Raw genomic sequence first — 12,483 nt, forward strand, 5'->3', positions numbered from 1 at the left:
GATAGGGGGTTGCGCGGCTCCCCGCCAGCGTGTTCGAGAGGGCCATGCGGATCATCTTCATGGGAACGCCGGACTTCGCAGTGCCGGTGCTGGAGGCCCTCGTCGCGGCGGGGCATGACGTGGTGGCGGCGTATTGCCAGCCTGCCCGGCCAGGGGGGCGGCGTGGGCGCGAACTGGTGCCGTCGTCGGTGCAGGTTCGGGCGGAGGCCCTGGGCATCGAGGTGCGGACGCCGGTGTCGTTCAAGGCGTCTTTGCCGGAGGGGCTGGAGGCTCGCGAGGCGTTTTCCGCCTTGGACGCGGATGTGGCGGTCGTTGCGGCCTATGGTCTTATTCTGCCTCGCGCGGTGCTGGAGGCGCCTCGGTTCGGGTGCCTGAACGTGCATGGATCGCTGCTGCCGCGGTGGCGGGGAGCGGCGCCGGTGCAGCGGTCTATCCTCGCGGGCGATGCCGAGACGGGGGTCGGGATCATGCAGATGGAGGCGGGGCTGGATACCGGGCCGGTAAGGCTCGAGGGACGGACGCCGATCGTCGGCAAGACCGCGGGGGACCTGACGTCCGAGCTGTCGGCGATGGGGGCTCGGTTGATGGTCGAGGTGCTGAGCGATCTCGACGCCTACCCTGCCTGGCCGCAGCCCGAGGAGGGCGTCACCTATGCCGCGAAGATCGACAAGGCGGAGGCACGGATCGATTTCGAGCGGTCGGCGGTCGAGGTCGAGCGGCTGGTGCGGGCGATGAACCCGGCACCGGGGGCGTGGTTCGAGCATGCGGGCGAGCGGGTGAAGGTGCTGGCCGCAAACGTGTTGCCGTTCTCGTTTCTTGGGTGCGAGGGTCTTACGGTCAATGCCGAGCTGACGATCGGGTGCGGCGATGGGGCGATCCGGCCGACCTTGGTGCAGCGGGCGGGGCGCGGCGTCACCTCGGCGACGGAATTGCTGCGTGGGTTTGCGATTCCGTCGGGGACGCAGCTTTGACGCGGTTCGCGTTGACGGTGGAGTTCGACGGGCGGCCGTTCATGGGCTGGCAGCGGCAGAAGCATGGGCCGAGCGTTCAGGCGGCGCTGGAGGCCGCGGTGCTGAAGATGACCGGCGAGACCGCGTCGGTGCAGGCGGCGGGGCGGACCGATGCGGGGGTGCACGGGATGGCGATGCGCGCGCACGTCGACATCGCGAAGCCGCTGGCGGCGTTTCGGTTGATGGAGGGGCTTAACGCGCTGGTGAAGCCCGCGCCGGTGTCGGTGTTGGCGTGCGAGGTGGTCGAGGACGACTGGCATGCGCGGTTTTCGTGCATCGGTCGGTCGTACGAGTACCGGATCGTCAACCGGCGCTCGCCGTTGACGTTCGAGGCGGGGCTGGCTTGGCAGGTGCCTCAGCCGTTGGACGAGGCGGCGATGGCAGAGGCTGCGGGGGCGCTGGTCGGGCGGCATGACTTCACGACGTTTCGGTCTGCGCATTGCCAGGCGGATAGTCCGGTGCGGACTCTCGACCGGCTCGAGGTCGTGCGGGAGGGGGAGCGGCTGTTTGTCTATGCGGCGGCGCGGTCGTTCCTGCACCATCAGGTGCGGTCTATGGTCGGGTGCCTGGCGCTGGTCGGTATGAGGCGTTGGGCGGTTGGCGATGTCGCGGCCGCGCTCGCGGCGAAGGATCGCGCGATGCTGGGGCTGAATGCGCCGCCCGATGGGTTGTTTTTTGTGAGTGCAGTCTACCCCTAAGCGTGTTCCCCCGCCTTCGCGGGGGAACACGCTTCCTGAGTTAGCGGACGAACTTCGCGGCTAGCTCGACATGCGTCGACCAGCGGAACTGGCCGACCGGCTGGACCCAGTCGATCCGCCAGCCTGCATCGCACAGTTCCTTTGCATCGCGCGCGAAGCTGGCCGGGTTGCACGATACATAGGCGATCACCGGCGTCTTGCACTCCGCTAGCGCGGTCGCCTGTTCGCGCGCGCCGGAGCGTGGGGGATCGATCACCACCGCATCGAAGCGATCGAGTTCGGCTACCGTCAGCGGGCGGCGATAGAGATCGCGATGCTCCGGGTAGACCGGCCGCTGCGTGCGGTGCGCGGCGGCCTTCAGCGAGCCGAGTGCGTCGCGTGCGCCTTCGGCCGCATAGACCTTCGCCGGGATTGCCAGCGTGAAGGTGCCGAGGCCGGCGAAGAGGTCGGCGACCGTCGCGGGCTTGCCGATCGCTTCCAGGACGGCGGCGGTGAGTGCGGCTTCGCCATCGGGTGTGGCCTGGAGGAACGACGCGGGCGGGAGTGGTACGGGGACGCCGCCCAAGGTGATCGTGACCGCGTCGGGCTCCCAGCGCGTCTCGGGTCCGAGACCGTCGTCGAACGCCACGCGGGCGATCTTGTGGTCTTCGCAGAATTTGGTGAGCGCTTCGGCGGCGGGCAGGCCCTCGGGGGCGAAGCCGGTGATCAGGATGTCCGCGCCCTGGTCGGCGAGCGTCAGGTGGATGTCCGCGCGGCGGCGGAAATTGAGGCGCTTGAGCAGCTGGCGCAAGGGCTGGACGAGCGCGAAGAGGCGCGGATCGAGGATCCAGCATTCCTTAATGTCGACGATCGTGTGCGCCTTCTCGGCGGTGAAGCCGAGCGTGATCTTGCCCCCCTTGGCCTCGGCGTGGAGCGTCGCGCGGCGGCGGCTGCGCTCGGGGGAGATGTGCGGGGTGCGGATCGGGGCCGACAGGTCCTGGCCGTCGAGCGCGGAGGCGATGCGGTCGGTGACGAACTCGGCATAGGCCTGGTCGTCGAGATGCTGGAGCTGGCAGCCGCCGCAGGTCGGGAAATGTACGCAGGGGGCCGTCTGGTGATGCGGGCCGGGGATCACGGTGCCGTCGGCGGTGAGCGTGTCGCCAGGGGCCGAGAAGGCCGCGTGGCGTCCGTCGGCGGTCATGCCGTCGCCGCGGGCTGCGACGCGGACGATGGTGTTAGTTGTATCGGAGGTCATAGCGATGCTCTGGCGGACCGGAGCGCTTCCGCCAAGTCGTCGGCGATGAAAGCCGCGCCCAATCGGCGGGCAGCGTCACCTTGGAGCCACACTCCGGCGCAGGCTGCGTCCAGCGGATCGAGCTTGGCGGCGAGCATCGCGCCGATCGCACCGGCGAGGACGTCGCCAGTGCCGGCGGTAGAGAGCCAGTCGCTGGACCCTTGCGCGATGCGGACGCGACCGTCGGGGGCGGCGATGACGGTGTCGGCGCCTTTGAAGACGACGATCACGTTGGCGCGGGTGGCGGCGTCGCGGGCTCGGGTGATCTTGTCGGCGTCGGATTTGCCGAAAAGCGCGTCGAACTCACCGGCGTGCGGGGTGAGAATCACGGGGACTTTCAGGACCTTGATGCGGTCGGGATCGAGCAGGCGGAGGGCATCGCCGTCGATGATCAGCGGGTGGCCCGAGGTCAGCGCGGCTTCGAGACGGGCCGTGGCGGTATCGTCGCGGCCGAGGCCGGGGCCAATGACGAGTGCACCGATGCGATCGTTGGCAAGCGCGTGATCTGAGAACGGCGTGCGGACGAGCGCGTGCGGCGGGCCTTGGCTGTCGCCAAGCAGAGTCACGTAGCCGGCGCCTGCGCGCATCGCAGCGAGGGCTGCAAGGTCGGCGGCGCCAGACATGGTGCCGGCGATGATCGCGACCATGCCTCGGGTATATTTGTGCGAGTCCGGGCCGGGGGTTGGGAGGCTTGGGGCTTTCAGGACTTCGGCCTGGCTGGCGGTAGGGACGCCGATGTCGAGGAGGCGGATCTGGCCGCAATAGCGCGCGGCGGGCTGGAGGAGGTGCGCTGGTTTTACCGCGCCGAGCGCAAGGGTGAGGTTGAAGACGGGCGGCGTGCTCAGCACCTCCCCTGAGTCGGTGGCGAGTCCACTGGGCAGGTCGACCGCAACGCGGAGCTGCGCGGCGTTTGCGAGGAAATGGAGACACTTGACCACAGACCGTTCCCCCGCAGACGCGGGGGCCCAGGATAGGCCGCTAGGCGAGCCGTTGGTATTTAGCTGGGCCCCCGCGTCCGCGGGGGAACGGTTGGGGGTCGGTGTTGTACTGGCGTCGAGCGGTCGCGTCAGGCCGGTGCCGAACAACGCGTCTACGAGGATGGGCGCGGGTTTCGCCTCCGCCAACGTTTCGACCGGGCCTAGCCACCCTGCCCTCGCCGACTTCGCCGCATCCGTCTTGGGTTCCGACAACGCCGCTACGCGAACTGGCACACCCATTTCCGCCAGCACGCGGGCCGCGACATAGCCATCGCCACCGTTATTGCCGGGGCCGCAGAGGATCAGGACTTCGTTCGTGCCCGCCAGCCGGCGGACGACGCCCGCGATGGCAGTGCCGGCGCGCTCCATCAGCGTGTCCACCGAGACACCGGTGGCGATCACCGCATCTTCCGCCGCGCGCATTTCGGCGGCGGTGAGGACCGGCTGTCCTTCGATCCCGATCATGACGGCTTCGTCGTACCCTTGACGGTGGCCGGGAGGCGGTAGCGGTTGCCGCCCAGTGCGACCTCGATGCCGTCCGCGCCGGTGATCGTGACCTTCGCCGCCTCGGCGCCGTCCGCGGCGATCACCCCGCGGCCGTCCTGCGTTACCAGCAACCGGCGGAAGGCTCCGTCGGGATGGCGGACCGTCAGGATCAGGCCATCCTTGCCTTGCGACTGCTCGATCGTGCAGGTCGACGCGAACGCGGCCTCGCCTTGCGCGCAGGCGATGCGGGTATCGCTCGACGTTTCCGCCCGTTGTTGTGCCGCGACCTGCTCGCTGCTCGGCTGCCCCCGCCCGCATGCTGAGAGCGGGAGCAAGAGAAGTGCGGCAACCGCCAGTATTTGCTTAGATATCCGCGTAGACATGGGTTTCGGCTGCGGCTCCAGGGTGCGTGACGGCACCCTTGTACGCGGGGCCGACGGTCTTCGCATAGCGCCAGAGTGCGCCCGACCCGTAATCGTTGGTGCGCGGCACCCACGCCGCACGGCGCGCCGCCATCACGTCCTCGGGCACGTCGAGGTCGATCGTGCCGGCTTCGGCGTCGATGTGGATGATGTCGCCGTTCTCGACCAGCGCGATCGGGCCGCCGTCCGCTGCTTCGGGACCGACATGGCCGATGCAGAAGCCACGCGTGCCGCCCGAGAAGCGGCCGTCGGTGATCAGCGCGACGCTCTCGCCCATGCCGAGGCCGTAGAGTGCGGCGGTGGTCGACAGCATCTCGCGCATGCCGGGGCCGCCCTTCGGCCCTTCGTAGCGGATGACGATGACCTCGCCCTCGTTGATCTCGCGCTTCTCGACGGCGGCAAAGGTGTCTTCCTCGCAATCGAACACGCGCGCGGGACCCGAGAACTGGAGGCGGTGCATGCCCGCGACCTTCACGATCGCGCCATCGGGGGCGAGGCTGCCGCGCAGGCCGACGACGCCGCCGGTCGGGGTCAGCGGGGTCTTGATATCGTAGATGACCTTCTGGTCGGGGTTCCACGTCACCTGGTCGATGTTCTCAGCCAGCGACCTGCCCGTCACCGTCAGGCAATCGCCGTTGAGGAACCCGCCCGCGAGCATCGTCTTCATCAGCATGTAGACGCCGCCGGCCTCGTACATGTCCTTCGCGACGTACTTCCCACCGGGTTTGAGGTCCGCGATGTACGGCGTTGTCTTGAAGATCTCGGCGACGTCGAACAGGTCGAATTCGATCCCGGATTCGGACGCCATCGCGGGGAGATGCAGCGCGGCGTTGGTCGAGCCGCCGGTCGCGGCGACGACGCGCGCGGCGTTGATGAACGCCTCGCGCGTGCAGATGTCGCGCGGACGGATGTTGTCGGCGAGACAGTCCATGACCTGCGCACCGGCCGCCACGGCGATCTGTTCGCGCGTGGTGTAAGGTGCGGGCACCATGTTGCTGTTCGGGATCGACAAACCGATCGCCTCGGCGACGCAGGCCATCGTATTGGCGGTGTACTGGCCGCCGCATGCGCCGTGGCCGGGGCACGCGACCTTCTCGATCGCGTGGACTTCGGAGAGCGGGCACGCGCCGGCGGCGTATTTGCCGACGATCTCGAACACGTCGACGACGGTAACGTCGCGGTCCTGGTAGCGGCCCGGCAGGATCGAGCCGCCATAGACGAAGACCGATGGGATATTGAGGCGGAGCATCGCCATCATCATGCCGGGGAGCGACTTGTCGCAGCCGGCGAAACCGACGAGCGCGTCGTAGCAATGGCCGCGGACCGAGAGTTCGACCGAGTCGGCGATGACTTCGCGGCTGACCAGCGAAGCCTTCATGCCCTGATGGCCCATCGCGATGCCGTCGGTGACGGTGATCGTGTTGAACCGGCGCGGCATGCCGCCGCCCTGGATGACGCCGGCCTGCGCGGCATCGGCCTGCGCGTCGAGCGTGGTGTTGCAGGGTGCGGAGTTGTTGCCGGCGGACGCGAGCGCGACGAACGGGCGCGCGATCTGCTCCTCGTCGAGGCCCATCGCGTAGTAGTAGCTGCGGTGCGGGGCGCGTTCGGGACCGACGGAGACGTGGCGGCTCGGCAGGCGGGATTTGTCGAATGTGCGGGTCATGGCGAACGCCTATGTCGCGAGAGAGGGCATTTGCGCAAGAGAGTTGCGGGGCTTACCGAGGAATTAGTGCGTGATCGCCATCAGCGCGATCAGCAAGATCATGATCCCGATCGTGATGACCAAGAGCGTTGCGAGGATTAGGAAGGTGCCGCTGTCATTGTCAAAAGCCCAAGCCAGAGCGGGTAGTGCTAGGACCCCGATCGCGACGGCAACACCGGTTCCGGCAAGACCATATCCCGCGATCAGTGCCACCAGCGTGAAGGAAAGCGTGACCGTCCGGGATCGCGAAAGTCGCATCAGGTCTGGCGTAGCAGGTGCATAGGAACGCAGCGTGATGCTAAGGAAGCGTTTGTGCAATACGGGGGCATCGTGTCGCCAACGTGGGTCATCCTGACGCGGTCATAATCCAGGACTACTGACGATGCGCGACTTGGCTCTGGGTCCTGACTTTCGTCAGGATGACGGTGGAGATGGAAGTTGCTCTCACCAAGCGCTCCAGGCCTCACCCCTTCAAGGAGCGGAAGGAGTTAGAGGCCTTCGAGGGCCTTCGCTACGCCGTCCATGGTGAAGGGCTTCTGCAAGCGTGGGCGGTCGCGAAATTCTGGGGCGACTCCATCGTCGCCGCCGCCGGTCGCGAAGACGAACGGGACGCCCCTTGCCGCCAATGCCTCGGCGACTGCGGTGCTCTTCTCGCCGCCACGCAGGTTCACGTCGAGGATCGCGCCATCTACGCCACCTTCTTCGATCCGCTTCAAGGCGTCGGCGACGGTGTCGACCGAGCCCGCGACTCCCTTGTCCAATACCTCGAGGAAATCCTCCAGCATCATGGCGATCAACGGTTCGTCCTCGACGATAAGGATCTGTTGGGTAGCGGTCATATTTCTCGCATAGTCGGGATTGTTACGACTTGCCAACATCTTGTTCGAGTCAGCGCGCGGCAAGCACGTCTCGTGCCGCTTCGGCTAATTCCTGCACCGAGAACGGCTTCGGCAGGAACGCGACGTTGTCGAGGTCGATCGACTTGCGCAACTGTTCCTCGGCATAGCCCGACATGAACAGGATCGGCAGGTCGGGGAATTTCTCGCGCGCATGCCGCACCATCGTCGGACCATCCATCTGCGGCATGACGACGTCGCTGATGAGCAGGTCGGGGCGGCCGTGTTTCTCCAGCACTTCCAACGCGATCTCGCCGTTTTCCGCGGTCAGCACTGTGTATCCTTGCCGCGTGAGCGCGCGCTCGGCGACGGCGCGGACCATGTCCTCATCCTCGACCAGCAGGATCGTGCCGGTGCCCCACAGGTCGACCGGCTTCGGCGCGGGCTTGATGACCACGGGACGAGTCGCGGCTGGGGCCGAATGGACCGGCAGGTACATCGAGAAGGTCGCGCCCTGCCCCGGCTTGCTGTCGGCGAAGATGTAGCCGCCCGACTGTTTGACGATGCCGTAGACGGTCGAGAGGCCGAGCCCGGTGCCCTTGCCGAATTCCTTGGTGGTGAAGAACGGCTCGAAGATCTTGGGGAGCACGTCGGGCGGGATGCCAGTGCCGGTGTCCTGGACGATCAGCGCGGTATAGTCGGCGACGGGCAGGATATCGGACGCCATCTCGCGCACTTCGGACGCGGGGACGGCACGCGTCGTGATCGTCAGCACGCCGCCACCGCGCGCGTTCGCCGAGACGATCGCGTCGCGCGCGTTGACCGCGAGGTTGACGACGACTTGCTCGAGTTGGCCAGGATCGGCGCGAACGGGCCCCAGATTGCGGCCGTGAGTCATGTCGAGGCGGACGTTCTCGCCCATCAACCGCTTGAGCAGGTTGGAGACCTCCGACACGACGTCGGGGAGCTGCAGGATCTGCGGACGGAGCGTCTGCTGGCGCGAGAAGGCGAGCAGCTGGCGGGTCAGGCTGGCCGCGCGGTTCGAGTTGGTGCGGACCTGCTGGATATCGTCGTAGTCGCTGTCGCCGGGCGAATGGCGCATCAGCATCAGGTCGCAATGGCCGATGATCGCGGTCAGGATGTTGTTGAAATCATGCGCGACGCCGCCCGCGAGCTGGCCGACCGCCTGCATCTTGGTGGCCTGCGCGACCTCGCGCTTGAGGCGGCTCTCCTCGCTATTGTCCTTGAGGCTGAGCAGCACGGCGGCGTCGCCAAGTCCGCGCGCGCCGGCGATGGTGAGCGCGACCGGCTCGTCGGGGTGATCCTTGAGGCGGACGGCCATGTCGGCGGAATGCGTCGCGCCGTTCGCGAACTTGCGGATCGCGTCGGCGACCGCGGCCTTGTCCTCGCGGACGACGAGGTCGCCGGGATAGAGCGGCGGCGCGACCGCATTGACGCCGGCGGCGCGGAGGAACGAGTCGTTCATCTGGAGGAAGCGCCCGTCGCGGTCGACCAGCGCCATCCCGAACGGCATCATGCTGACGAGGCTGCGGACGTGCGCGGAGGCGCTGGCGCCTAGCGCGGGGGCGTTCTCCTCCTCGTCGAGCAGCGCGACCAGCACGGGCGCGTCGTCGCCGTCGAGGAACGGGATCTGGAGGACGCGGAGCGGCGTGCCTTCGAGGCCCTCGCGTTCGAAGCGGACGAAACCGCGGCTGTCGGTGATGAGGAACCGGGCGAAGTCGCGGCCTTCGATCGAGTCGTATTCGTCGCCACATGCACGCGCGCGCAGCACACGGTTGGCGGTGCGGACGCGGCCGTCGGGGGAGAGCAACGCGGCCATGATGCCGCTGCCGCCGAGCCGGTCGCCGGTCGGGCCGGTCAGCAACGCGGCGAGCGTTTCCGCGAGGTCGTGTTCCTGCGCGGTGACGAAGCGCCAGACGAGCATGTCGGCATCGTCGCCGGCGCGCGCGATCTGCGCGGAGAGGCAGACGTTGCGGGCGTTGAGCCGATCGACCTGTGCGGTGCCGTCGCGCCAGGCGGAGCGGCCGGCGTCGGCGAGCGCTGCGTTGCCGGCTTCGTCGAGCGGCAGGCCGGGGGGCGTCGGGAAGCCTTCGAACAGCGCTTCGTACGCGTCGTTCGCGCAGACGAGGCGCCCGGCTCGGTCGGTGATCGCGAGGGCGTCGGTGCCGGCTTCGGCGACGGTGCGCGTGAGGTCCCAGTCTACCGGGCGCGGCGCGTCCTTGGGGACGGGGTTGAGCAGGCGCCAGGCGATCAGCGCGCCGATGACGATGACGGCCGCGGCGAAGAACCCGGCGGCGGCGATCCAGCTGCCGACTAGCAGCAGCACGATCGTGGCGGCGGCTACGCCCGAGGCGATGGCGACGAGTGCTGCGTTGCGGGCGGGGGTGGGTAAAGCGAGCGATGCCATCGCGGGGGGTCATCCGCTGTTGCGGGGTTGGGCGTCAAGCGGGATGGTGGGTTTAAGGGGGCTCAGCTTGTTCTCGCAGGCGTGAGGCGGGCACTTCCCCTCATGCCCGCCTTGCAGACCAGCTCTCATACCACCCCGGCGAAGGCCGGGGTCCAATTGGGGAACGTTGCTAACGAAGGACCGCGCTTCGTTACTGCAACCTTTCCAATTGGACCCCGGCCTTCGCCGGGGGGGTAGCTGAGATAATCTAACATCCTGTTCCCCCGCGGAGGCGGGAGACCAGGGTTGCGGGCAGTAGCGTTTTTGATCCTGGGCCCCCGCTTTCGCGGGGGAACGGGGGTGTCACCGACCAGAAGGTAAGCGAGCGCTGAAAACCTTCTTGCTCCCCTCCCTGAAAGGGAGGGGCTGGGGGTGGGTCGCCCTGTTGGCGGACGGCGTGCCTCCCAAGCGGCCTACCCACCCCTGCCCCTCCCTTTCAGGGAGGGGGGCCCGTTGGGGGTTGGGTGGGCTTGGGTGCTTTGCTTTGCGGGGGGCGTAGTCGGTTTCACCCCCGGTCGTGAGGGTAGCAGCCCTTACCAGATCCGGACGCGCTGCTCCGGCGTCAGGTACAGCTTCTGCCCGGCGGTCGGCTTGTACGCCGCATACCAGGGGTCGAGGTTCCGCACGACCCACGCGCGCTGCTGCGACGGCGAGTGAGGATCGGTCAGCAAGCGGTTGCGAAGGTTGGCTTCGCGGTAGTTGCGGCGCCAGACCTGCGCCCAGCCGAGATAAAAGCGCTGGTCGCCGGTGAAGCCGTCGAGGACGGGCGCGGTCTTGCCTCCCAATGCCGTGTGGTACGCGTCGTAAGCGACCGTCAAACCGGCGAGATCGGCGATGTTCTCGCCCATCGTCAGCTGGCCCTTCACGTGCATCCCGGGCAGCGGCTCGTACGCGTCATACTGCGCGCCGAGCTTGCCAGTGAGCGCCTTGAAGCCGGCGATGTCCTTGGCCGTCCACCAGTCGGTGAGCTGGCCCTTCGCATCGTACTTAGAGCCCTGGTCGTCGAAATGATGGCTCAATTCGTGACCGATCACCGCGCCGATGCCGCCGTAATTGACCGCGTCGTCGGCCTTCGGGTCGAAGAACGGCGGCTGCAGGATCGCGGCGGGGAAGACGATCTCGACCATGCCGAAATTGGCGTAGGCGTTCACCGTCATCGGCGTCATGCCCCATTCCCAGCGCTGCAACGGCTTGCCGAGCTTGGAGATATTATCCTGATGCTGCCATTCATTCGCGCGCCATTCGTTGCCGAACGCATCGCCGGACGTGATCGTCAGGCCGGAGAAATCCTTCCACTGGCTCGGGTAGCCGATCTTGGGTGTGAACGCGGCGAGCTTGGCGTGCGCCTTGACCTTCGTCTCGGGCGCCATCCATTCGAGCTTGTCGATCCGGCGGCCCATCGCGGCGAGCACGTTCTTGACGAGCTTGTCGGCTGCGGCCTTCGTCTCGGGCGGGAAATACTGCGCGACGTAGAGCTTGCTGACCTCGTCATCGAGCGCGCCGGAGGTGAACTGAACGCCGCGCTTCCAGCGGGCTTCCTGCTCGGGCGTGCCGCCGAGGACGGTGCCGTAGAACGCGAACTGCTCGGCGTCGAACGCCTTGGGGAGGACGTCCGCATAGCCGTCGAGCGAGCGGAGGATCAGCTGGTCCTTGAGGACGCCGATCGGCGCGGTCGAGACGAGCTTGGCGATGCCGGTGATCGCGGAGGGCTGCGCGACGATGACGGTCGGGACGGGCGTGCCGATCCCCTTGAAATAGGCGGCGAAATCGAAGCCGGGCGCGCGCTTGGCGAGGTCGGCGACGGTCATCTTGTTGTAGGTCTTGGTGGCGTCGCGGCTGTCGACGCGGGTCCAGCTGACCTTGGCGATCTCGGTCTCGAACGCGAGCAATGCGGTGGCGCGGGCCTCGGCATTGGGTTCGCCGGCGAGGGTCAACATCTTGACGATGTGCGCGCGGTAGGCGTTGCGCGCCTCGACCAGTTTCGCGTCGGTGCTGAGGTAGTAATCGCGGTCGGGGAGGCCGAGGCCGGACTGGCCGAGCGAGAGCGCGTATTGCTCAGGGAGCTTGTCATCCTGGCCGACGCCGCCGCCGAACGGGCCGCCGATCCCGGCGCGGTCTGCTTCGGCGAGAAGGGCCGGATAGCCGGCGCGGTCCTTCAGCGCGGCGATCTTGGAAAGCCAAGGCTTGATCGGGGCGAGGCCCTTGCCCTCGATCGTGCCGGTGTCGAGGAAGGTCGCATAGGCGCGGCCGATCTTCGAGTTGGGGTCCTTCGCGGCGGTGTCGAGAATGCCGCGGGTGCGGCTCTCGGACAGGTCGGAGAGGAGATTGAACGAGCCGTAGTTCGACTTGTCGGCCGGGATCGGGGTGTTCTTGGACCAGTTGCCGTTGGCGAAGGTGTAGAAATCGTCGCCGGGCTGGACGGTCTTGTCCATGCCCTTCTCGTCGAAGCCGAACGTCCCGTATTGCGCACCGGTGGACGCGGGTGCTGCCGGGGTCGGCTCAGCCGTTTGCGAGATGGCGGCGGTGACGCCGGTGATGGCGGTTGCGGCGAGCAGGCCGGCGACGATGAAAGACTTCATGGGGTTCTCCTAGAATTTCGTTGGCACACCCCC

Annotated in this window: 10 protein-coding genes; 2 read left to right on the plus strand and 8 right to left on the minus strand. The window is 67.6% G+C overall.

Annotation, left to right across the window (positions count from 1 at the left end; genetic code table 11):
- The first annotated feature begins 44 nt into the window (after positions 1–44).
- Together fmt and truA are read left to right on the plus strand one after the other, a co-directional pair.
- The gene (gene fmt, locus ASE69_RS10635; protein WP_056486131.1) at positions 45–971 is read left to right on the plus strand and encodes a methionyl-tRNA formyltransferase; all 927 of its coding nucleotides are present in this window, start codon (positions 45–47) and stop codon (positions 969–971) included.
- Positions 968–1,708, plus strand: a complete 741-nt coding sequence (gene truA, locus ASE69_RS10640; RefSeq protein ID WP_056486135.1) for a tRNA pseudouridine(38-40) synthase TruA — start codon at positions 968–970, stop codon at positions 1,706–1,708. Before fmt ends, truA begins: the two co-directional genes overlap by 4 nt.
- A gap of 40 nt (positions 1,709–1,748) precedes the next feature.
- On the opposite strand, the gene ASE69_RS10645 is transcribed toward truA, so the two are convergent.
- From ASE69_RS10645 to ASE69_RS10680, 8 genes are all read right to left on the minus strand, one after another.
- A complete protein-coding gene (locus ASE69_RS10645) occupies positions 1,749–2,942 on the minus strand; it encodes a class I SAM-dependent RNA methyltransferase (protein ID WP_056486138.1) in 1,194 nt (397 codons plus the stop codon).
- Positions 2,939–4,423, minus strand: coding sequence for an NAD(P)H-hydrate dehydratase (locus tag ASE69_RS10650; RefSeq protein ID WP_056486140.1), 1,485 nt, complete (start codon positions 4,421–4,423; stop codon positions 2,939–2,941). The genes ASE69_RS10645 and ASE69_RS10650 overlap by 4 nt, the downstream gene beginning before the upstream one ends.
- Positions 4,420–4,779 (minus strand): hypothetical protein, encoded by a 360-nt coding sequence (locus ASE69_RS10655; RefSeq protein WP_235518525.1) that lies wholly within the window; start codon positions 4,777–4,779, stop codon positions 4,420–4,422. Before ASE69_RS10655 ends, ASE69_RS10650 begins: the two co-directional genes overlap by 4 nt.
- 28 nt (positions 4,780–4,807) lie before the next feature.
- Positions 4,808–6,529: a dihydroxy-acid dehydratase gene (gene ilvD, locus ASE69_RS10660; protein ID WP_056486143.1), complete on the minus strand. Its 1,722-nt coding sequence runs from the start codon at positions 6,527–6,529 to the stop codon at positions 4,808–4,810.
- Positions 6,530–6,592: 63 nt separating this feature from the next.
- Entirely contained in the window at positions 6,593–6,826 is a 234-nt protein-coding gene (locus tag ASE69_RS10665; RefSeq protein WP_156362294.1) for a hypothetical protein, read from the minus strand.
- A 230-nt stretch (positions 6,827–7,056) separates the two neighbouring features.
- Positions 7,057–7,407: a response regulator gene (locus tag ASE69_RS10670; RefSeq protein ID WP_056062573.1), complete on the minus strand. Its 351-nt coding sequence runs from the start codon at positions 7,405–7,407 to the stop codon at positions 7,057–7,059.
- Positions 7,408–7,456: 49 nt separating this feature from the next.
- Positions 7,457–9,832: a response regulator gene (locus tag ASE69_RS10675; protein WP_056486147.1), complete on the minus strand. Its 2,376-nt coding sequence runs from the start codon at positions 9,830–9,832 to the stop codon at positions 7,457–7,459.
- A gap of 572 nt (positions 9,833–10,404) precedes the next feature.
- The gene (locus tag ASE69_RS10680) at positions 10,405–12,450 is read right to left on the minus strand and encodes a M13 family metallopeptidase (protein WP_056486150.1); all 2,046 of its coding nucleotides are present in this window, start codon (positions 12,448–12,450) and stop codon (positions 10,405–10,407) included.
- Positions 12,451–12,483 lie beyond the last annotated feature (33 nt).

It is taken from the genome of Sphingomonas sp. Leaf208 (assembly GCF_001421415.1).
In the GTDB taxonomy this organism is placed as follows: domain Bacteria; phylum Pseudomonadota; class Alphaproteobacteria; order Sphingomonadales; family Sphingomonadaceae; genus Sphingomonas.